17 protein-coding genes are annotated in these 22451 nt (G+C 62.3%); 3 read left to right on the top strand and 14 right to left on the bottom strand.

From position 1 onward, the window contains the following. Positions 1 to 7: 7 nt before the first annotated feature. Positions 8 to 190 carry a hypothetical protein gene (locus ACYVRU_RS09410; protein ID WP_157012990.1) on the top strand — a complete coding sequence of 61 codons (183 nt, stop codon included), beginning with the start codon at positions 8 to 10 and terminating at the stop codon, positions 188 to 190. A gap of 94 nt (positions 191 to 284) precedes the next feature. Here the strand turns inward: ACYVRU_RS09410 and ACYVRU_RS09405 are convergent, their stop codons facing one another. The 12 genes from ACYVRU_RS09405 to arcA all read right to left on the bottom strand — a co-directional run bounded on the left by ACYVRU_RS09405 (position 285) and on the right by arcA (position 15835). Continuing rightward, positions 285 to 1478, bottom strand: a complete 1194-nt coding sequence (locus ACYVRU_RS09405; protein WP_173114162.1) for a pyridoxal phosphate-dependent aminotransferase — start codon at positions 1476 to 1478, stop codon at positions 285 to 287. 88 nt (positions 1479 to 1566) lie between these two features. Then, a complete protein-coding gene (locus ACYVRU_RS09400) occupies positions 1567 to 2880 on the bottom strand; it encodes a hypothetical protein (protein WP_173114165.1) in 1314 nt (437 codons plus the stop codon). Positions 2881 to 3385: 505 nt separating this feature from the next. Continuing rightward, a complete protein-coding gene (locus ACYVRU_RS09395; RefSeq protein WP_114548705.1) occupies positions 3386 to 4744 on the bottom strand; it encodes an MFS transporter in 1359 nt (452 codons plus the stop codon). A 281-nt stretch (positions 4745 to 5025) separates the two neighbouring features. Further along, positions 5026 to 6171 (bottom strand): serine/threonine protein kinase, encoded by a 1146-nt coding sequence (locus ACYVRU_RS09390; RefSeq protein ID WP_114539333.1) that lies wholly within the window; start codon positions 6169 to 6171, stop codon positions 5026 to 5028. 278 nt (positions 6172 to 6449) lie between these two features. Beyond that, positions 6450 to 7028: a TetR/AcrR family transcriptional regulator gene (locus ACYVRU_RS09385; RefSeq protein WP_114539334.1), complete on the bottom strand. Its 579-nt coding sequence runs from the start codon at positions 7026 to 7028 to the stop codon at positions 6450 to 6452. Positions 7029 to 7228: 200 nt separating this feature from the next. Continuing rightward, complete coding sequence (locus ACYVRU_RS09380; protein WP_114539352.1) at positions 7229 to 8566, bottom strand: MFS transporter; 1338 nt, start codon at positions 8564 to 8566, stop codon at positions 7229 to 7231. A gap of 259 nt (positions 8567 to 8825) precedes the next feature. Further along, the gene (locus tag ACYVRU_RS09375) at positions 8826 to 9386 is read right to left on the bottom strand and encodes a hypothetical protein (protein ID WP_227070793.1); all 561 of its coding nucleotides are present in this window, start codon (positions 9384 to 9386) and stop codon (positions 8826 to 8828) included. Positions 9387 to 9428: 42 nt separating this feature from the next. Further along, positions 9429 to 10544, bottom strand: coding sequence for a DMT family transporter (locus ACYVRU_RS09370; RefSeq protein ID WP_227070792.1), 1116 nt, complete (start codon positions 10542 to 10544; stop codon positions 9429 to 9431). A gap of 258 nt (positions 10545 to 10802) precedes the next feature. Next, positions 10803 to 11948: an amidinotransferase gene (locus ACYVRU_RS09365; protein ID WP_022739237.1), complete on the bottom strand. Its 1146-nt coding sequence runs from the start codon at positions 11946 to 11948 to the stop codon at positions 10803 to 10805. Positions 11949 to 12250: 302 nt separating this feature from the next. Further along, on the bottom strand, positions 12251 to 13207 hold the full coding sequence (gene arcC / locus ACYVRU_RS09360; RefSeq protein ID WP_022739236.1) for a carbamate kinase: 957 nt from the start codon (positions 13205 to 13207) through the stop codon (positions 12251 to 12253). 247 nt (positions 13208 to 13454) lie between these two features. Next, a complete protein-coding gene (gene argF / locus ACYVRU_RS09355; RefSeq protein WP_022739235.1) occupies positions 13455 to 14453 on the bottom strand; it encodes an ornithine carbamoyltransferase in 999 nt (332 codons plus the stop codon). Between the two features lie 158 nt (positions 14454 to 14611). Further along, positions 14612 to 15835: an arginine deiminase gene (gene arcA / locus ACYVRU_RS09350; protein WP_022739234.1), complete on the bottom strand. Its 1224-nt coding sequence runs from the start codon at positions 15833 to 15835 to the stop codon at positions 14612 to 14614. Positions 15836 to 16577: 742 nt separating this feature from the next. Here arcA and ACYVRU_RS09345 point away from each other — a divergent pair. Then, positions 16578 to 18206: an amidohydrolase gene (locus ACYVRU_RS09345; protein WP_461186056.1), complete on the top strand. Its 1629-nt coding sequence runs from the start codon at positions 16578 to 16580 to the stop codon at positions 18204 to 18206. Between the two features lie 156 nt (positions 18207 to 18362). Here the strand turns inward: ACYVRU_RS09345 and ACYVRU_RS09340 are convergent, their stop codons facing one another. Then, entirely contained in the window at positions 18363 to 20156 is a 1794-nt protein-coding gene (locus ACYVRU_RS09340; RefSeq protein WP_022739232.1) for an FAD-dependent oxidoreductase, read from the bottom strand. A 202-nt stretch (positions 20157 to 20358) separates the two neighbouring features. Between ACYVRU_RS09340 and ACYVRU_RS09335 the strand changes: the two genes are divergently transcribed. Next, on the top strand, positions 20359 to 21300 hold the full coding sequence (locus ACYVRU_RS09335) for a LysR family transcriptional regulator (RefSeq protein WP_022739231.1): 942 nt from the start codon (positions 20359 to 20361) through the stop codon (positions 21298 to 21300). A 1-nt stretch (position 21301) separates the two neighbouring features. On the opposite strand, the gene mazG is transcribed toward ACYVRU_RS09335, so the two are convergent. Beyond that, a complete protein-coding gene (gene mazG, locus ACYVRU_RS09330; protein ID WP_461186055.1) occupies positions 21302 to 22177 on the bottom strand; it encodes a nucleoside triphosphate pyrophosphohydrolase in 876 nt (291 codons plus the stop codon). Positions 22178 to 22451: the final 274 nt, after the last annotated feature.

Raw genomic sequence — 22451 nt, 5'->3', positions numbered from 1 at the left:
CGCCCTCATGGAAGAGAAGCAACGTTACCTGCGCTGGCTCGGCATTCTCTGCGTCATCATGGCCGCCTTCTGCCTCGGCGTCTTCGCCATCGGCTACAAAGACCCCAGCGTAGGCCGCGTGGCGACCCTCGCCGGTCTCATCGTCGCCAGCGCCGGCTTCTTCTGGCTCGCTCACCGCAAGCGTAAGTAGAGCCACTTTCTTTGGAAAATGACGAGAAGCGCACCAACCAAATTCCTAAAGCGGTCGGCTTGGATAAATCTGAGAAAACGAGGGCGCGCTATGGCTACGAACTCAATTTGGCTTCGTAGCTCTCCTTCAGGGCTTTGAATGCGGGCATCGAGCGTTCGATGGTGTCGCGGGCGATGCAGTAGGACAGGCGCACCCAGCCGCCGACGCCGAAGCTGTCCGAAGGAACGATGAGCAGCTCGTATTCCTTCGCGCGATCGGAAAACGCCTGGGCATCCTCTTCCAAGGCGCGCACCCACAGGTAGAAAGCGCCGTCGGGCTCCACGTACTCGTAGCCCAGCGCGGAAAGCCCCTCAGTCAGCAGACGGCGGTTCTCCGCGTAGGCGGCCACGTCCGACGGCTCCCCCACGCAGCGAGCCGCCACGCGCTGCAGCAGCACCGGCGCGCACACGTAGCCGAGCGCCCGTCCCGCGCCCGCCACGGCCACCGCCACCGCATCGCCGTCGTCAGCGGCATCGGACACGTACACCCACCCGATGCGCTCGCCGGGAAGCGAGAGCGCCTTGGAATAGGAGTAGCACACAATGGTCCGCGCGTAGATCGACGGCACCCAGGGCACCTCGATGCCGTAGGTGATCTCGCGATAGGGCTCGTCGCTGATGAGGTACAGCGGACGTCCCAGCGCTTCCTCGCGCTCGCGCAGCATGGCCGCCAGGGCTTCAAGGCTCTCGCGGGTGTACACGGCGCCCACCGGGTTGTTCGGCGTGTTGATAATCACGGCACTCGTCTTCGGCCCGATGGCCGCGCGCAGCGCCTCGATGCCGGGCTGGAAGCTCGGAACCGCCGCCGGCACCTCCACGATGGTGCAGCCGGCCGCCTCGATCCACGTGCGGTACTCGGGGAAGTACGGTGACACCACGACCACCTCATCACCCGGATGGGTCACAGCGGCAACGGATGAAGCCAAAGCCGCCGCCGCACCGGCCGTCAGGTACAAGTGACCCGACGTCGCCGTCGTGTCGTAGCGCTCAGACAGATACGCCGCAATGGCCTCCTTCACCTCGGGCAGCCCCGCCGCCGGCGAATAGGCGTGAAGGGCCACCGGATCCATATCCAGAAGCTCCAGCATGGTTTCGCGCACCAGCTCGGGCGCCGGCACCGAGGGATTGCCGATCGAGAAATCGAACACGTTCTCGGCACCGATCTCGGCCTTGCGCGCCATCCCGTAGGCAAACAGCTCGCGGATGGCACTCGGCTCATCGCCCAATCCGTACATCTTCTCGTTGATCATGGCAATCCCTTTCGCACGCTCTCGCCAGCCGCAGCGCGCGGGCTGGCCTCAAGGCGGCCCTCAACGCCACCGCCCTCTCAGTTCCCCCTCAGGATACTACAAGGGGCGTCGCATCCAGGCTCGCTTCCGCCGAGCCGACCACGGCGGCCCCCAGCTGGACGATCTTCTCCTGCAAGTCGGGATGAGCGCGGAAGGCGAAGGCGCGCCCCTCCTGCTCCCGCACCAGATACCCCTCGCGTTCGAGCCCCAGGAAATCGGCCCGGGCCGTGCCGTAGGCGATGCGGAATGCGCGCTGATGCGGCGCGATGCGCAAAAGAGCTCCCGGCTCGCGGCACAGCGCCACCAAAATAGACTTCTGCCGCGCGTTGATATGGGATTCGAAGATGCGCTCGATCTGCTCGTTCAGCTGCTCGAGATAGGTGATGGATGCCGCCAAGCCCTCCAGCTCGCGCAGGTACAGGCACACGTTCAGCTCGAAATAGGGCGTGAAGTCGAAGCCGAAGCCATAGTCGGTCGACCACGATTCGAACACTGCCTCGTAGCGAGCCGCATCCACCGGCGCCTCCGCCAAGGTCGGATCGAAGCCCTCCGGTATCCAGCTGAGCACGGGAAAACCCCACTTCAACGCCAGGATATTCCGCAAAAGCAGTCCCACGAGCACGTTCAGGCGCGGCAGCACGTTGAAGTAGCGAAAGAACCAGCTGATGTTGAGCAGCCGCAATACGGGACCGAAGCGCATGTCGTCCCCTGCGGCACAGGCCCGCTGGCACACCAGATCCATCAGCACCTGGGACTCCGGGGGCGCCAAGCGCGGATCCAACGGCGCGAGCACCCGCTCGGGCAGCTCGGACAAATCCACCCCCTCGGAAAGCTCGTAGTACAGCGTCTCGATGAGCCCGTGGGTCACCGCGCGCCGCGCCAAGCTGTCGCAATCGCTCGAAAGACGAAAGTAGTTGGCCACCAACTGATCGAGAGACGTCAGCGGGGGCGCCCCCGCGAACAGCTCGTGCACCCGCTCCTCGTCCACCGCGATGCCCTCGTCCGCCAGGCCGCGCACCAGCGTGCGCTCGATGAAGCGCGTCACGAACGGCGACCCTTGCATGTCCTTGAGCGATCGCGCCAGCGAGGAGTCCTCCTTCGAGCGCACCTCCAGCATCTCGGTGTTGAAGGACAGCGAGCTCGTGGTCACCATCCACATGTCGGCCGTGCGCTCCGGATCCTCGGGGACGAACACGGCGGCCTGCTTGCGCACAGCGAGCAGGATGCGCCAGATATCCTCCTTCGAGTAGCCCTCGGGAAGATCGTATTCGTCCAAGTCGTCAAAGAGCAGGATGCCCACGTCCACCGCCGTGCGCAGCTCGTAGAATATGGGCAGGCTCATAAAGGCCACCAGTTCGTCCACAGAGAGCCGCTTTGTCGCCTTCGTCGACCGAGGCACCGCCTCCGTCTTTCCCCGCATCGCAGACTTCCCCGCCATCGCGCCGCCTTTCCTTGAGCTTGCCCTCTCGCTCCCATTCTATCAGCTTCGGGGTCTCCTATTATCAAAAGTTGATCTTAAAGATAGTTATAACTGAGAATGTTATTATTATTTTATACCAAAGTTATTATCAGGAATTTAGATATTGATAATTGAAGAACGGGACTTTATAGTGAAATCAGCGAATACGCAAACGACCAGAGGAGGCCCATTATGGGAGACTGGCCCGTCATCATCCGCTAATTCCAGGGCGCTAACCGCCCAAATCCCCTGCGGCTGCCCTCCGCAGGACTCTCTGAGGTGAGAACCCCGCTGCGAAAGCCCTTGAAACGCAGCGGGGTTTCTTGCGTCTGGAGAGCGCCCCCCGTCGCAAAAAAAGGGCCTCACGCAGGAGGCCCTTCACTTAATGCAGTCAAATGGGCGGCAAAGCTTACTTCACGTCGTCCAGCTTCTTGCCGGAATGGTCGTGGGTCATGCACATGGCGATGAACGCGACAACCGCGATGGCTACCATGTACCAGGCCGGCGCGATGGCGTTGCCCGTGAGGTCGATCAACCAGAACGAGATGAACGAGGCCGAGCCGCCGAAGATGGCGTTCGCCAGATTGAACGAGAGGGCAAAGCCGGAGTAGCGCACATCGGTCGGGAACGTCTCGGTAAGGTAGCTGGCCAGAGTGCCGTCGTTGATGGTGAGCAGAAGGCACATGAGCAGCTCGACGAGCAAAATGACCCAGAAGTTCATCGTGCCGAGCAGCATGAACGCCGGCACCGTGAACACGATGAAGCCCACACAGGCGCCGATGAGCATCTTCTTGCGGCCCACCTTGTCGGAGATGCGGCCGGACAGGAAGATGAAGGCGATGTAGACGACGAGCACGATAGTGGTGATGGTCGACGCGTCGCTCGGCGGGTAGTTCAGCGTCGTCTCCAAGTAGTTCGGGAGGTACGTGAGCACCGCATAGAATCCCACGGCATTCAGCACGCAGGCGCCGAACGAGATGAGCAGCACCTTGAGATGCTTGGTGAACAGCGTGCGGATGGGATGCTCCACCTTCTCGCCCATTTCCTTCATGCGCTCCTGCATTTGGGCATATACCGGGGAATCCTCCAGATGGGTACGGATATAGTGGGTGATGTAGCCCAAGGGAAGCGCCAGCCAGAACGGGATGCGCCAGCCCCAATCGACGACGAAGGCCGAGTCGGCTCCCCAGACGGAGAACATGAACGTGGCCAGAAGCGAGCCGACGAGCAGGCCCGTAGCCGTGGAGGCGGGCACCATCGAGCAGTAGAACCCGCGATGATTGTGCGGCGCGTACTCCGCGATGAAGGTGGCAGCGCCAGCGTACTCGCCTGCCGCCGAGAACGACTGCACCATGCGCAGCAGCAGAAGCAGCAGCGGCGCTCCCACGCCGATAACGGCATAGCCGGGCAAGCATCCGATCAGGAACGTAGCGCCGCTCATGAGGAGAATAGATACCGACAGGGCCCACTTGCGACCCTTCTTGTCGCCCATGTTGCCCCAGAAAATCGCGCCGATGGGGCGCACGAGGAACGAGAGCGCGAACACGCCGAACGTGCTCATCACTGCCACCGCGTGGTCTTCCGCGGGGAAGAACACCATGGCGATAACCGTGGCCAGATACGAATAACTTGCGTAGTCGAACCATTCGATGAAGTTACCGAGGAAGGAAGACCCCGTCACCTTGCGCAGGACGGCATGTTTCTCTGCTTCGGTCGCCTCAGCGTACGTCGTTGCCGGCCGTACCGCTTCCTTAGTGCTAGATGCCATGGTAATCACCCAACCCCAAGCGCTCCGTTGTAAAAGTTCCGGTCATGGCTTCTCCTTTCAATAAGGCCCTGACTTAAGCGTTTACCTTACCATAGGAATCAATTTATGCAGGCGGGATTAGCAAAATAGTTAGTCGCACAAATCCGCTTTTTCCATTTTGACCTGGAATCTCGCCGAAAAAGAAGGGAGCTTGATCCAACTTATGACAACGAGGACGCGCAAAAAAGGAGCCCGCACGATGCGGGCTCCTTGCACAGATGCCGTAGGCTGATGCGAAATGCTTACTTCCACATCTCGGGGCGCACGAGGGTGGGATCCTCGACGCGGTTCGGGAAGTAGTCGAGGCACTCGCCCTCGCGGTAGACGTCGGCGGTGGAGCAGTGCAGGCCGCCGCCGAACGGGTAGGCGTCGCGCAGGTCGCAGGGGATGACGTTCATGCCCAGCTTGTCCATCTGCTCCTGCTGGTAGACCTCGGAGGCCTCCACGATGACGGTCTTCGGGTCGAGGACCAGGCAGTTCATGGACAGCCACACGGAGGAGTAGCACAGCGCCGGCGGCTCGGTGTGCGCGGGCTGGGCGGCCTCGACGATCTGCCAGTCGTTGGCCTCGAAGATGGCGCGCTGCGGCTCGGGCAGCGGGCGGTGCGGGTTGTTGATGATCAGGCCCGGGCGCAGCGGCACGAAGGTCGCGTCGATGTGGATCGGGTAGGGGTCGCCGGGGAAGTTCACGGCGTGCACGCGGTACTCGGGGTAGTAGCGCTGGAACCAGTCCATGGCGGCGCGGTTGGTGGTCAGGCCGTGCTGGATGAACAGGTCCTTGCCCATGCGCATCACGTCGGCGGCGTCCCACATCGGCTCGACCTCGGTGGTCACGAAGTCCTTAGCAGCCGTACGCTCGAGACGCTCCTCCAGGGAGATCTTCTCGTCGTAGTAGTTGTGCTTGTAGGAGCGGTCGGTCAGGCGGGGACGGGGGGCCTGGGTCCACTTGAAGTCGGGATCCTGCTCGAAGTACTCCTCCATGAGGGGCCAGTAGGCGAGATACTCATAGTAGCGGCAGCGGAAGGAGTTGGCGGCGGCCATGATCTCGTTGCCGATGGTCAGCAGGATGTCGCGCGGAGGCATGCAGGTCATCATGGAGTCGTTGCGGAAGTCCGGCGTGCCGATGGCCTGGTTCCACTGCAGCGGGGTCGGGCGGTCGACGACGACGCCGCGGTCCTCGAGGATCTTCACGAGGTTCTCGAGGCACTCGTTGCCGCGAGCCACGGTGTCGGAGGGACGCAGGCCCCACATGCCGCGCATCTCGGAGTCAACCGGCACCTTCTCAGAGGTGGCGGGCTCCTCCGGCGGGATGACGGAGTTGTCGCAGCGGCCGACGATGACGCGCTTCAGCGGATCCCAGTCGTTCCAAGAGCTGACGATCTTTGCCATAACATGTGCTCCTATCTCATAGGCACTCTTCCGTCTCTTTTGAGACTAGCTGCACTATAGCATTTCTTGCAGTTGCACAAAAGCCTTTTACCGAAGAAAGTTTTCGATTTCCTGAAAAATCATCGTCATCTTGTCAACTATGGATATCTATCATCTTTTGCAATCGCACAATATTTGTAGTACACCCCGTAACCGATTGAAGCAGCAAAAAAGACGCCCACTCCTTATTCGAAAGAGCGGGCGTCTTCCCTTTGAAACGATAGGCGAAAGCACCAGAGCTACCGGTCGAGAGCAGTCTCCAAGAGCATACGGGCAATCTCGCGCACATCGTAGCCTTCCGAGATCGCCTTCACCGCTCCCCCGTCGACGAGGGCGACGACGACCGAAGGAGTAAGGTTCACGCCGGCGCGAACGAGAATGCGGTTCACGGCCGCATCGAGAGCCTCGCGTCCCTTGCGGTAGGCCTCGGTAACCACCGGCGCTTCGGCTGAGGCGATGAGCTGAGCATAATGGGCGGGCATGGATACCGTGTCGTCTGGAAGGCACGCCTCCAGCAGAAGGTCGACCACGCGCTCGCGACATTCCTCGGGGCTGAAGGCATCGGCGGCCTGAGCCACCTTCTCGGCACGGGCGATCCACAGTTCAATGTTGTAGCAGCCCGCTTCGTAGAGAAGCTCGGTGACGGAGTCGAAATAGTAGCCCACCGAGGACGAGGCCGCACCGGCCCATTCTGCCACCTTGCGATAGGTGACGGCCTCCGGGCCGCGCTCGCGAAGCAGAGCGGCCGCAGCCAGCACCAGCGAGGTTCGCGTGATCTGAGCTTTCAGGGATTTGGGCTTGGACAACGGCTTAGCCATGGGAGACTCGCTTCCTTTTTGATTACTTTTGCGTGACTCTACCAGAAAACGCCCAACAATGAAACCCCAGATGAGAGTTATTTTCTGGAAATACTTGAAGCGCTGTCAAAGTTTCGCTTCATGGTGCAAGTGCACAAGCAAGCGACAGCCGAGCGACCCTCCCCGATCGCTCGGCTGCCGCAGAAAATGTCACTTCCCGACTATTGGATCTCGGTCAGCTTCTTCTTCGAGTTGTCGTGAGTCATGCACATGGCGATGAACGCGACCACGGAGATGGCCACCATGTACCAGGCCGGCGCGATGGCGTTGCCCGTCGCCTCGATGAGGGCGATGGAGATGAACGACGCCGAGCCGCCGAAGATGGCGTTGGCGAAGTTGAAGGACAGCGCGAAGCCGGAGTAGCGCACCTCAGTGGGGAACGTCTCGGACAGGTAGCTCGAGAGCGTGCCGTCGTTGATGGTGAGCAGAAGGCACATGACGAGCTCCACGATCAGGATGATCGCGAAGTTCTGCGAGTTCAGCAGGTAGAACGCGGGCACCGTGAAGATGATGAAGCCCACGCAGGCGATGATGAGCATCTTCTTGCGGCCCACCTTGTCGGAGATGCGGCCGGACAGGAAGATGAACGCGATGTAGGCCACCAGGCAGATCGTTGTGATGAGCGACGAGGAACCGGCGTCGTAGCCCACGGTGTCCTGCAGATAGTTAGGCAGGTAGGTGAGCACGGCGTAGAAGCCTACGGCGTTCAGCATGCAGGCGCCGAAGGACACCAGCAAAGGCCGCAGGTGCTTGGTGAGCAGAAGCTTGATGGGTTTGTCGTCGGACTCGCCCTTGGCCTCCAGCTTCTCCTGCATCTCCTGGTACACCGGCGAGTCGGACACGCGGGTACGGATGTAGTGCGTGATGAGTCCGAGCGGACCCGCCAGAAGGAACGGAATGCGCCAGCCCCACTCGGTCACGAAGGACGAGTCGTGGCCCCACGTCATGAACATGAACGTGGCGAGCGCCGAGCCGATGAGCAGGCCCGTAGCCGTCGAGGCGGGCACGAGCGAGCAGTACAGGCCGCGGTGGTTGGACGGGGCGTACTCGGCCAGGAAGGTGGCCGCACCGGCGTACTCGCCGGAAGCGGAGAACGACTGCACCATGCGCAGGCACAGAAGCAGGATCGGCGCCAGAATGCCCACGGCTTCGAAGGTGGGCAAAAGCCCGATCACGAAGGTGGCCGCCGACATCATGAGGATGGAGGTGGCCAACGCCCACTTGCGGCCCTTCTTGTCGCCCATGTGCCCCCAGAAGAAGGCGCCCACGGGACGCATGAGGAAGGACAGCGCGAACACGCCGAAGGTCTCCAGCAGCGCCACGGTCGGGTCGCCCGGAGGCATGAGCACGAGCGCGATGACCGTCGCAAAGTAGGAATAAGACGCGTAGTCGAACCACTCGATGAAGTTCCCGAGGAAGGAGGAGACTGCCACGCGCCTCAGTGTCGCGTGCTCCTCGCTGTCCCGCTGAACCGCAGCCGCTGTTTCGCTAGACGCCATGGAAATCACCCGGATCCTTTCCGAACCCCTTTTTACTTTGTGTTTTCCTCATCGGGAAACACCCCCTTTAGAAACGAGGGAGGCCCGGCATCCGTGACTCACAGATACGCGAACCTCCCTTTCTTCGTGCAAGCCGGCACGTCCCGGGGTCGGGAGGTTGTACCTCGTGCCAGCCAGCACACGTACCGCACGGTTCGGGCCGTGCGCGCCCTTAATGCGCCGAGGCCGCACGAACGCTTCGCACGGCCTCGGTTACATCCTAGTAGTCGCCCATGTAGTCAACTTGGGCCTTGCTGGCACGCAGCACGAACGCCTTCTCGGCCTTCTTACCGCCGGCAGCCAGCTTGCCGAGCACCACGCGCTTCAGACGCGGATACGGATTCATGCCGTACCAAGCGAACGCAGTGCCGCCGGTGTAGCACTCCACGATGCTGTGCACGGGAAGCGAGGCATCGCGCTCGGCATCGAGCTTGATGTACTCGGCGATCTCGTCGGCGCACACGTCGCGGATCACCTCCACGCTGATCTCGAGGTCGCGGGCCAGCTGCTTGAGCTGATACTCCACCTCGGCGTCATCGGCATGGGGGAAATAGGTCACGTCGTAGGTGACGGCGGAGAGCCCGGACGCCTTGGCGAAGGCGATGAACTTCTCCAGCGACACCATCTGCACATGCTCCTCGGTGCGCTCGGCGATGTCGAGCTCTGCGGGGAAGCCGGCCACGTCGTTCTGAGCGAACACAGCCTCCAGCTGCTCCTCGGTCATCGCGGGCTCGAACTCCACCGACGAGGCGATGTGCGTCAGGTTCTTAGTCATCTTCATAAGAAGCCTCTTCCTATACGGCAGTCATTTCTGACGCGCTGCTTACAGACCCTCGATGTCCTCTTGCTCGGCAATGCGGGCGCTGAGGTTCTCGGCGATCTCCTGCTGCTGCTTCGCTTTGCGCTCGGCAACCATGCCCTTGACGGACGGGATGGCGCCACCGGCGATGATCATGAGACCACCGATGATGGTGTTCACGGTCAGCGCCTCGCCGAAGACGACCAGACCCACGAAGATGGCCACGGGCACCTCCCAGTAGGCGATGGTGCCGTAGTCAGCAGCCGGCAGGTTGCGGCCGGCCACCAAGAGGAAGCCCAGAGCGATAGGACCGCAGATGATCCACAGGAGCACAGCACCGATCCAGTTGAAGGTGGTGAAGTGCACGGACAGCGCCCAGTTCTCCATGCCGGGCTGAGAGCCCAGGGAGTTCAGGATGATGGTGATGAGGCCAGCGCCCAGCACGGCGAAGATGAAGTTCCACACGCCGCGAGCCGTGGTATCAGCATCCTTGCGATAGCCGTTGAAGAACATCGACAGGCCGTAGAACAGGCCGGACAGCAGACCGAAGGCGTCGCCCACGCCCTTCTGCGGGAACTCGGGCGTCGAGGTCTCGAGGCTGAAGTCGAGGCCGAAGAACTGGCCGCCCACGCCGAAGCCGAGCAGGCCCTCGCCGAACAGCATGCCGATGAACACGACGAGCAGGCAGATCCACTGCAGGCCGCTCATGGGCTCCTTGCGGAAGATGCGGGCCGCCAACACGCAGATCACCGGGCCGGTGTAGATGAACAGTACGGCATTGGCAACGGTCGTGAGCAGCGTGGACGTCACGTAGCATGCCAAGGACATACCAATCATCAAACCGCCGAGAGCGATGGCGGGAGTGAGCTTGAGTTCCTTGAAGGTCTTCACCTTGTGAGTGGCGACCATCAGGATAACGAAGAACAGCACGCCCATGCCCATGCGGCCGCAGGCCATGAGAGCGCCGATGGAGTCACCGGCGTTCAGGCCCAGGGTGCCATCGAACATATCCGTTCGCGTGGCCCAGCGGCTGAACAGGGGCACGAGACCCATGCCGGTTGCAGAGATGAGCATGGCAATGGTACCCCACCCGGTCTTCATCTGATAGCCCTCGGTGGCGTTGGTGTTTTCCTGTGCCATAATCCCTCCTTTTTCTTTCCTCTGAGGTGAGATAGGTTGAATGGAACGTCCCCTCGCCCTTAAGAGAGGCGCCCCGGACACGGAACTTGCCCTAGTTCCGTGAAATAAAGAAGGGGAACAGGCCGCGCCTTTGCGTTGAAACCTGTTCCCCTTTCTTTTCTAACTTGTGCCTCTCAGGCAGCTGCCCTTAGCTGCTGATCGGCGATTCTAACTCTCAGGCTGCTTTTCGAACCTGAGAGCCCACGATAAACGTCGTGCTTACTTCCACATCTCGGGGCGCACGAGGGTGGGATCCTCGACGCGGTTCGGGAAGTAGTCGAGGCACTCGCCCTCGCGGTAGACGTCGGCGGTGGAGCAGTGCAGGCCGCCGCCGAACGGGTAGGCGTCGCGCAGGTCGCAGGGGATGACGTTCATGCCCAGCTTGTCCATCTGCTCCTGCTGATGCACCTCGGAGGCCTCCACGATGACGGTCTTCGGGTCGAGGACCAGGCAGTTCATGGACAGCCACACGGAGGAGTAGCACAGCGCCGGCGGCTCGGTGTGCGCGGGCTGGGCGGCCTCGACGATCTGCCAGTCGTTGGCCTCGAAGATGGCGCGCTGCGGCTCGGGCAGCGGGCGGTGCGGGTTGTTGATGATCAGGCCCGGGCGCAGCGGCACGAAGGTCGCGTCGATGTGGATCGGGTAGGGGTCGCCGGGGAAGTTCACGGCGTGCACGCGGTACTCGGGGTAGTAGCGCTGGAACCAGTCCATGGCGGCGCGGTTGGTGGTCAGGCCGTGCTGGATGAACAGGTCCTTGCCCATGCGCATCACGTCGGCGGCGTCCCACATCGGCTCGACCTCGGTGGTCACGAAGTCCTTGTTGGCGGTGCGCACCAGGCGCTCCTCAAGGGTGATCTTCTCGTCGTAGTAGTTGTGCTTGTAGGAGCGGTCGGTCAGGCGCGGACGGGGGGCCTGGGTCCACTTGAAGTCGGGATCCTGCTCGAAGTACTCCTCCATGAGCGGCCAGTAGGCCAGGTACTCGAAGTAGCGGCAGCGGAAGGAGTTGGCGGCGGCCATGATCTCGTTGCCGATGGTCAGCAGGATGTCGCGCGGAGGCATGCAGGTCATCATGGAGTCGTTGCGGAAGTCCGGCGTGCCGATGGCCTGGTTCCACTGCAGCGGGGTCGGGCGGTCGACGACGACGCCGCGGTCCTCGAGGATCTTCACGAGGTTCTCGAGGCACTCGTTGCCGCGCTCGACGGTCTCCAGCGGACGGAGGCCCCACATGCCGCGCATCTCGGAATCGACGGGCACCTTCTCAGAGGTGGCGGGCTCCTCCGGCGGGATGACGGAGTTGTCGCAGCGGCCGACGATGACGCGCTTCAGCGGATCCCAGTCGTTCCAAGAGCTGACGATTTTAGCCATGGTTCATTCCTTTCTTGAGCACGCCTTAACCGTGCTCGCGACGATGAGGAATAATTACTATCGACAAAACCGATGAGCTGATCGGTCGGCTTTATCGATGGGTTCAATATAGCACCATTTTTGTTCACCTGCAAGAAAAAATTTCCCAGTTGAGCAACTATTTTTTTGTTGACCTGTTGTGCATACGAGCAGAATAGGAAGAGCGCGTTCTCCACCTTCGCGGAGAACGCGCTCTTTTAATACATTAAGTTAATGTCAAGGGGCGCCTATCGCACTCCCCCTGACAGGTTGCGCATCGGTGCCTAGTCGGCGACGATGACGGTGCCCGTCTCGCCGCGCAGGCCGGCGGCCGCGCACTCGAGCGACGTGATGAGCGCCTTGCCCTCCGGGTAGGCCTCGACGTACTCGATGCAGGCCTCGACCTTCGGGAGCATCGAGCCGGGGGCGAACTGGCCCTGGGCGATGTACTCGCGGGCCTGGGACACGGTCATCTCGGAGATCTGCTCCTGCTCGGGCGTGTTGAAGTTGATGCACACCTTCTCCACGGCGGTCAGGATGATCAGCATGTCGGCACCGAGCTCGGCGGCCATGAGGGCGCTGGAGCGGTCCTTGTCGATGACCGCGGGGGTCCCGACGTAGCCGTTCTCGGTCTCGAAGACCGGCACCCCGCCGCCGCCGGTGGACACGACCACGTAGCCGTCCTCCACCAGGTCGCGCACGGCGTCGAACTCCACGATGCGCTTGGGGATCGGGGAGGCGACCACCTGGCGCCAGCCGCGGCCGGCGTCCTCCTTGACGGTGATGCCCATGGCCTCGGCCTTGGCCTTGGCGGTCTCCTCGTCCATGAACGCGCCCACGGGCTTGGTGGGGTTCTGGAACGCGGGGTCGTCCTCGTCGACGACGGTCTGGGTCACGATGCAGGCGGTCGAGCGCATGATGTCGCGGGACTTCAGGTCGTTCAGGATGGCCTGGGACAGCTGGTAGCCGATGTAGCCCTGGGACATGGCGCCGGCCTCGGGGAAGGGCATGTCCGGGGTCTTGTCGTCGTTGGCCGCCGCGTAGGCGAAGGCGTTGTTGATCATGCCGACCTGCGGGCCGTTGCCGTGGGAGACGACGACGTTGGTGCCGTCCTGGATCATGTCCACGATGTGCTTGGCGGTGTTCTGCACGAGCTCGAGCTGCTCCTGCGGGGTGTTGCCGAGGGCGTTGCCGCCCAGGGCGATGACAGCGGTCTTGCCGTTGCCCTTTTCGTAAGCCATAGATTTCACCTCAATCTTTCGGTGAACCAGCCAATCTCGCTTCTAGGTTGCATGTAAGAGAGACGAGACTGCGGTTCCAAACGGAACATAACATGCAACGGATGTGATTCTAGGTTTCAGGGCGATGACGACGCCGCGCAGAAGCATTCCGTTGTCAAATCGTAGGGGCGGAGCGCTTGTCCCCGCCCACTACTTCCAGCAGGGGCGAGCGCTCTCACTCGCCCCGATAAAGCATGTTCTGGGCAGATTAGCCGCAGAGGGTGGCGTACATGACGGCCTTGATGGTGTGCATGCGGTTCTCGGCCTCGTCGAAGACCTTGGAGGCCTTGGACTCGAACACCTCGTCCTCCACTTCCATCTCGGTGACGCCGAAGCGCTCGGCGATGTCAGCACCGATGGTGGTGTTGGTGTCGTGGAAGGCCGGCAGGCAGTGCAGGAAGATGGCGTCGGGGTTGGCCATGGCCATGACTTCCTTGGTCACGCGGAACTTCTCGAGATGCTTGATGCGCTCGGCCCACACCTCGTCGGGCTCGCCCATGGACACCCACACGTCGGTGTAGATGACGTCGGCGCCGGTGCAGGCGTCCTTCACGTCGTCGGTGCACTTCACGGTGCAGCCGTTCTCGGCAGCGATGGCCTCGCAGGTCTTCACGAGCTCGGCGTCGGGCATGTTCTCCTTCGGGCCGCAAGCCACGAAGTTCATGCCGAGCTTGGAGCACACGACCATCAGCGAGCGGGCCACGTTGTTGGCGGCGTCGCCCATGAACACGAGGGTCTTGCCCTTGATGTCGTAGTTGAAGTTCTCCTGCACGGTGAGGATGTCGGCGAGCATCTGGGTGGGATGCCACTCGGTGGTCAGACCGTTCCACACCGGCACGCCGGCGTTCTCGGCCAGATCCTCCACGTCGGTCTGGGCGAAGCCGCGGAACTCGATGCCGTCGTAGAAGCGGCCGAGCACGCGGGCGGTGTCCTCGATGGACTCCTTCTTGCCCATCTGGGAGCTGCCCGGATCAAGGTAGGTCACGCCCATGCCGAGGTCCATGGCGCCGACCTCGAAGGCGCAGCGGGTGCGCGTGGAGGTCTTCTGGAACAGCAGCACGATGTTCTTGCCCTCGAGGTAGCGGTGCGGGGTGCCGGTGCGCTTGAGGTCCTTGAAGTTCTTGGAGAGCTTCAGCAGGTACTCGATCTCCTCGGTGGAGAAGTCGAGCAGGCGGAGGAACGGACGACCGCTGAGATTGATAGGCATGTTCTGTTTCCTTTCCCTTGAAAGAGACATTTGTATCGCGCGGGGCCCCCGAGAACCGGGGAACCCGCGCCTCTTTTACGGCCCAGCGCTGGCTGGCTAGACTGGGCCGGAAAAGACGGACGAAAGAGCGCTCCCTGACGGAGCAGGCGCCTTGCGGCTTACAGAGCCTCGCGCCAGGCCGGCATGGACATGCAGCGCGGGCCGCCACGGCCGCGGGAGAGCTCGGCCGAGGGCATCTCCAGGCAGTTGATGCCCTGCTTGTACAGCACGTCGTTGGTGACGTTGTTGCGCTGGTACACCACCACGGTGCCGGGACGGACGCAGAGCGTGTTGGAGCCATCGTTCCACTGCTCGCGCTCGGCCGCGATGCGGTCGCCGCCGCCGCAGGGGATGAGCTTCACCGGCTGGCCGACGTACTCGGAGAGCACTTTCTCGAGATCCTCGTTGCGCTCGCGGATCTTCGTGCCGCCCTTGCCGTCCGGGGTGATCTCGAACACCGTGAGCGGGCCCATGATGCCGGGATGGATGGTGAACTTGTCGTAGTCGATCTGGGTGAACACCGTGTCCAGGTGCATGAAGGCGCGGGAGGACGGGATGTTGAAGGCCAGAATCGTGTCGATGGTCGAGGTCTCATCGTTGAACACGTTGTGGGCGATGGCGTCGATGGCGTCGGGCTCGGTGCGCTGGGAGATGCCGATGGCCAGCACGTGCTCGTTGATGTTCAGGATGTCGCCGCCCTCGATGTGGAAGGTGTCGTTGCGATCGTAGTAGGTCGGCGTGCCGGCGAAGTCCGGATGGTACTTGAAGATGTAATCGCCGTAGATGGTCTCGCGGTTGCGCGTCACCGAGTACATGCGGTTGATGGACACGCCGTTGCCGATCATCGCGAACGGGTCGCGGGTGAAGTACAGGTTCGGCATCGGGGCGCACACGAGCTTGCAGCGGTCGGACACCATGTCCACCAAAAGGTGGGTGTCCTTCTGGGGCAGCTCCTGCAGGTTGATGCCGGCCATGGTCTTCATGACCATCTCCTTGGTGCCCGCGTAATTGGAGTTGATGTAGTCGGTGATGATGTCGTGGTACATGTCGGTGCGGATGCCGGCCTCGTAGATCCACTGATCGAGGAACTGCTGGCGCAGCTCGGGCTTGGCGTCCAGAACCTCGGCCATGAGGTCCTCCAGGTACACGACCTCGACACCCTCGCCGCGAAGGATGTTCGCGAAGGCGTCGTGCTCCTCCTGGGCCACGGGGAGGAACGGGATGTCGTCGAACAAGAGCTCCTCAAGCGTATTGGGGGTGAGGTTCAGCAGCTCGTCGCCGGGGCGGTGAAGGATGACCTTCTTGAGGTTGCCGATTTCGCTCTTGACGTTTACTCCTTGCATGTGACTCTCCAATCCGGCGGCTTGAAGTCCGCCATCATAGTTGAGAAGCTGCGGGCGAATGCCACCCTCAGCCCATCGCGGTCGGCGCGATGGATGCATCTAATGTCTCAGAATCCGGGCCAGGGGGAAGAGGTAAAGTGGTATTAGATGAGGGTTTAACTTGTCATTACCAACCCTCTGCCAGCCTTACACCCTTAGTAAACGCCCCTTGCTACGTCTCCTTCGCCCCAGGTCAAGCGTGCGACCCGAAGCTTTTGCATCGGATGCCTTCCTTGCGCATCGACGGTGCTTTGCTTTTCGGCCCCCTAACAATTACAGCCGAGGTCGCAATTCGTCGATGAATCTAAAGTATCATCATTTTTGTTCACATGCAATAAAAAAGTTCCAATCGTTTAGGGATTCAATCAAATTTCACGAATGCATAAGATAGCACAGCCTCTACCTTGGTCGCGCTTGAGCCTGGAAGGCGGCTTATCTGAGGTGTTTTACCAGCTAAAAGTCATGTTTTTCTCATTTGACCATGTTTAATGCACTCTTATTGGCTCCATAATCTACTTTGTCAATTAGTAGAGCGTGCATCATTCGGCCTCTTCTTCCCTCATCTTTTTTCAGTTCAAACCCTCATTTTTCGTAGTGCAGATGAACAATTTTACTTCAAGGCGTATACTGCACCTGAGAAACCGAGTCGCCCTTGCGAGTCGCTCGGCCACCCCACACGCTCGCCTTCGGAAGGAGACGCACCATGGCAACTCCCCGCCCCGCTGATCGAATCCTCGTTACCTCTGCCTTGTTTACCGGTGCCGACGACGAGCCTGCGCCCGGAGCCGTGGCCATCGGGGGCGACCGCGTTTTGTGGGCCGGCCCTCTTGAAGTCCTGCCCGAGCATCTGCGCGGCACCGATACCGAAGTCGTCGACTACGGAAACGCTCTCGTGATGCCGGGCTTCCACGACGCCCATCTTCATTACTTCCACTCCGCGCTGTACCTCTCCCCTCTGGCTGAGCGCTTCGTGGGCGAGAACGAGGCCGACGCGGTAGCGCGCCTGGCGCCCTTGGCCGCACGGCGACCGGCCGGCTCGTGGCTGCTCACCCAGGGCTGGCGCGACTACTTGTGGAACCCGGCCGGCATGCCGAGCCGCGCGTCGCTGGATGCTGCCTACCCCGACCGACCCGTGGCCATGTACTCCGGCGACGCCCACACCCTGTGGCTGAACAGCTGCGCGCTGGAACGCTTGGGCATCACGGAGGAAAGCGAGCCGCCCGCAGGCGGGAGCTACGACAAAGACACCGACGGGCACCTTACGGGCATTGTGCGCGAGGCGGCAGCCATGGAGCTCATGCCGCGCATCGTGGCGGAATTCTCGCGCGAGGAGCTGCTGGACGCCTACCGCTCCTTCGAGCGTTATCTGAACGAGCACGGCATCACGGGCGTGTGCGACGTGTCGCTCATGGCGATGCCGGGCCTCGATTTCGTGCGCGACGACCTGTTCGGCGCCTTGGAAGAGGCCGGCGAGCTCACCGTGCGCGTGTCCATGTTCCCCACGCTTTTGGAAGACCGCAGCCGTCTGGCCGCCCTGCAGGCCGCCCACACGGGCCCGCTCCTTTCGGCTCAGGGCTTCAAGCAGTTCTTCGACGGCGTTTCCAGCCAGCACACCGCCTGGGTTCACGACCCCTACACCAACGCTCGCTTCGAGGGCGACTGCGGGCGCCCCACCGTGGCTGCCGAAGTGATGGAGGCGCTGGTGGCCCCGGCGGCGGCCGAGGGCTCGCCCGTGCGCATCCACGCCATCGGCGACGAGGCCATCCACCGCTGCCTCGATATCTTCGAAGCCCACCCGGTGGCCTCCCCCGCCCATCACACCATCGAGCATTTGGAGAACTTCCAGCCCGACGACATCGCGCGCATCGCACGGGCGGACGTCATCGCCAGCGTGCAGCCACGCCACATCACCCTGGATCCCGGCGGCCCGGAGCGTGATTTGGGCCCCGAGCGCGTCCCTTATATGTGGCCCTTCCGCACCCTGCTCGATTCCGACGCCACGCTGGCCTTCGGCACCGACTCCCCCGTTACCGACATCGACCCCATCGACGCCGTCTACACCGCTGTCACTCGCCGCGATGCCGACACCCACGAACCGCTTGGAGGCTGGCTGCCCGAGGAGCGCATCACCTTGGCCGAAGCCCTGCGCGCCTACACCGCCGGCAGCGCCGCCGCCGCCCAGCGCGCCGACGAACTGGGACAGCTGGCCTCGGGCATGTTCGCCGATATCGTCGTGCTGGACCCGAACCCCTTCGAGCTGGCCCCCGACGACCTGCAGCAGGCAAAGGTACAAGCCACCTACGTCGCCGGCAAGAAGGCGTACGAGCGATAAGATCACGCCTCTTTAGGCTAGCATCCTTCCTTCCGCCGGCTGCGCCAACTGAGAAGCGAGCCCGCGCAAGCAGGCTCGCTCCAATTCGATCTATGGAAAGGCGGCGGAACGAGGGGGAGGAAGGAGAACGTCCCGCCGCCAGTTTCCCTTCAGCGATTAGGCGTCGGTGCGGCCGTCCTTCTTCATGACGCCGCCCGCGGCCATGTAGCCGCCCACGAAGGCCAAGCCCAGATCAGCGAACACGCCAGTGAGAGGCTTGCCCGCGGGGTTGCCCTCGCCCGCCGACCCGCCGGCAGTATGCCAGGCGGCGTACAGACCCGGAATGGGCGCGCCCTCGGTGCTGATGACCTGCATGTCGGGGTTCACCTTCAAACCGCACTTCGAGCCGAACACATGGCCACCAACGATGGCTCCATAGTAGGGCGGCTCATCTAAAGCAAGCAGCCACTCCTTCGGATATTTGTAGGTGGCAGCGTAGTCCTCGCCCGCTGCGCAGGCAGCGTTCCATTTCTCCACGTTGTCCACGAGGACGCCCTCGCGCAGGCCAAGCGCCGCCTCAAGCTCCTCAATGGTGTCGCACTTGCGAATGACGCCAGCCTCCACCATGTCGTTGAACCCGGTGTGCCAGTCGCGCAGATACTCCGGCACGCGATCGTAGAAGGGGTCGTCGTCAGCGAGGATCTTGCCCTTGCGGCAAATCACCTGGCCAAAGTAGTTGTCCAGCATGAGCTGCTCGTACTTCGAATCGAAGATGCAGTAGGTCTTGCCGCCGGGCTGGCTCATCTCGATGGCGGCAGTCTCGCAAAGCCCCTCAGAGGAGGGCGACGCATCGTTCACATAGGGATAAACGCGAGCGCTCGTGCCGATATAGGGAACGCGGTTGCCGTCGCGGTTGATGCGCAGCCAGGGCTGGCGCACTACCTGGTTGCCGTCCTTGTTGATGTGGCAGTCCATCTCGGTATCGAACTCGTCATAGTCGCGCCACCACACGCCGCCGTCGAAGGCGCCGGTGGAATCGTATCCGGCCAGATCGGCCCCTACACCCTGGCCCATGCGGATGCACTCGCCAGTGCCGTTGGGCGGCGTGGCGATATTCGCAATACCCTGAAGAGTCGTGGCGGAGTACTTGGCCATCATGGCGCGGTTCACCTCCATACCACCGGCGCACAGGATGACGCAGTTGGTAGCGTGGATGAACTTCTCGCCCTCCTCGTCGGTGACCTTCACGCCCACGACGGCCCCACCGTCGAAGACGAGCGTGTCCACGTTGCTGTTGGCGCGCACCTCGGCCCCGTCTTTCTGCGCCTGCTCGGTCAGCAGCTGCAGGGGGATCAGGTTCACGTTGATGCCGTTGGTGGGCGTGGACATCCCCTCCCATTCCAGCATGCCCGCACCGGCAGGGCTCGGGTTCATAGGCACCCATTTGGCCCCGGCCTTCTCGTTCATCCAGTCGATGCACTTCGGGCCTTCCACCAGCATGGCGCGCACAAGCTCCGGATCACCGGTCTGCTGCTGGCAGCTCATGACGTACTCTAGGATGCGATCCACATCGTAGGGATATTCCGGATAGGCGAACTTGCGCTCTTCAGCGGCCTTGTGGCCGCCCATGTTCGAGAACACCGATGAGTGCTTCGAGTTGCCGTTCAACTCCATGTTGCGCTCTAACACAAGCACCTGGTAACCCGCCTGGCCGAGCCGGATGGCGGCGTTGATGCCCGCGGCGCCGGAGCCGACCACGATGACCTCGGCCTCCTCATCCCAGTTCTCGGGAACACTAGCCGGCTCGATGGGGGCAGCGGCAGCCTCGAAGGCCTCTCGTTCCTTGTCGCGAGCATCGCTGCCGCCAGTATCGGCCATCTCGGCCTTCGGAGCGCAGCCGGCAAGTCCCGCTGCAGCAGCCGTTCCTCCGAGCAGCGCCCCCTTGAAAAACGTTCTGCGATCGATGTTCATAGGTCTCCCCTTTCCTTCAGGTTTCGTCGCTCCTCCATCATAGGGGCGCCCCTGCCGGGAACGAGGGAGGTTAATTGCGAGCGCCGTCGGTTTCCTTTGCATCTCTGTTCAGGTTGGCAACGCACGTGTAAAGTAATCTTTACAGCATGCCGTATGAGTGGGACACTGGACGTCTCGCCGTCATGTTTGGAAGGAACGCGCCGTGAACACACGCTATCTGGAGGAATTCCTCGTCATTGCCGATGAATTGAACTTTTCTGCAGCGGCCAAGCGGCTCTATACCACGCGCCCCACCCTCAGCGAGCACCTGGCGGAGCTGGAGGATGAACTGGGCTGCAAGCTCGTCGAGCGCGGTCGGGGAAAGCCCGCGCTGACGCCGCTTGGGAGGCGGTTCCTCGGCACAGCTTCCGACTTGCTGGGGCAATGGGACGAAGTTGTCGACGAATACCGGGATCTCTCCGACAACCTGCTCACCGTTACCGTGTCGGCCACAAACCTTCCCTGGCTCGAAGCGCCTCTTCTGCGCGCACGGCACCGCATCGCCGAAAAGTGGCCCGAGGGCAAAATCGACATCGTCACCGACAACGGCCCCTTGGCCACCGTAGACGCGCTGGGCGAGCGGAAGAACGACATCGTCGTCGTAGGCTGCAAGAACTTCAGCGAGGCAGGACATCGGCTTCTCACGAAAGAGCATCCAGGATTCGTGCTGAACGCCGAGACCACTCACTTGTTTATGGCCGAGGATAACCCGTTGTTCGGACGCGATACCATTCACGCCACCGACCTTGACGGCGCCGTCCTGCTCCTGCCGCCCGACGTCCACCAGAGCTACGAGCGCGACGGAGTCGCCGACCGCTTTGCCGCGAACGGCGCTCGCGTCACGCTCAAGACGATGCCCTTCCGCGACCATGCCGAGTATTTCGCCCACGATTTCGGGTGCGCCATCGGCGTTGCGCCCGGCACCCTTGTGCCGCGCTTCGGGCTCGACCGGCGCCCCGGGCTGCGCCTGTTCGACCTCGACGATATGGATTTCTCGACGGACTTCATCGCCGTGTTCCGAGACGAATTCGTCGAAAGCCCCCACGGCCGCGTCCTTTTCGACGAGATGAAGGCCGCTGTGGCCCAAGGAGAGCCCGGAGCCTAGTTTAGCTCTCCAGGACCTTCGAAAGCTGCCAGAGTTCTTCCATCTCCTCCATGGAGAGGTCTTCCACGCGACGGCCCTGGCCGGCAGCGGCGCCTTCCATGAAGGTCCAGCGGAAACGGAACTTGCCGCAGGTGGCGCGCAGGGCCTCCTCGGCCTGGACGCCCATCTTGCGGGCTACGTTCACGAGCGAGAACAGCACGTCGCCCATCTCCAGTTCCACCGCCGCGGCAGCCGCGGGATCGGCGGCGGCATCCACTTTGCCGTTCGCGGACTTCGGCGCGGCGGCGTAGGCGGCCTTAAGCTCGGCGACCTCCTCGTCCACCTTGGCCCACACGTCGTCCACCGTTTCCCACTCGAAACCGGCCGAGGCCGCCTTCCGCGAGATCTTCTGCGCCTGTTTCAGCGCCGGGAAGCTCTTCGGCACGCCGTCGAGCAGCCCCTGGGGCGCGTCGGCCGCAGCGTCGGCGGACTCCTTCTCGGCCATCTTTATCTGATCCCATACGTCCAGCACCTCGTTGGCGTCGCCTGCCACCACGTCACCGAACACATGGGGATGCCGGCGCACGATCTTCGCGTTCACGTCGCGGCACACGTCGTCGATGGTGAACTCACCAGCGTCCGCGGCAATCTGCGACTGCAGCACCACCTGAAGCAGCACGTCGCCGAGCTCTTCGCGCATGTGCGGCACGTCGTCGGCCTCGATGGCATCCACGGCCTCGTAAGCCTCCTCCACCATGTTGCCGGAAATGCTCTTGTGGGTCTGCTCCTTGTCCCAGGGGCACCCGTCCGGCGAGCGCAGCGCCTCGATGGTGGCCACGAACTCGTTGAAGGCGGGGTGCTCGGTCGGCTGCACCTCGGCTACCAGCTTCTCAGTCACAGTATTGCTCCCTTCGATTGCAGGTTTCCGCAGCATTATAGCGCTCCTGCTTTCGCGTGCCCGTCCAACGTCTTCGAGCAGCGCCTTCCCTCCCCTTTTTCGCAGTTTCTCAAGAAGCTTGAACAGCCGCATTCGAGCTATTTCGTCACCAAATCCCCATTTCGGAGCCTTAAAAGGGGGTGCGGACAAAAAGTTGGACACTCCGGTGTCCGGATTGGAGTCCGCATGTACCCGTTGGAGACCAGGGAGCTCGCCGTGGAGGCCGTCGCGGCGG

The organism is Adlercreutzia sp. CNCM I-6216 (assembly GCF_977113345.1).
This window is presented reverse-complemented; position numbering and strand designations above follow the sequence as displayed.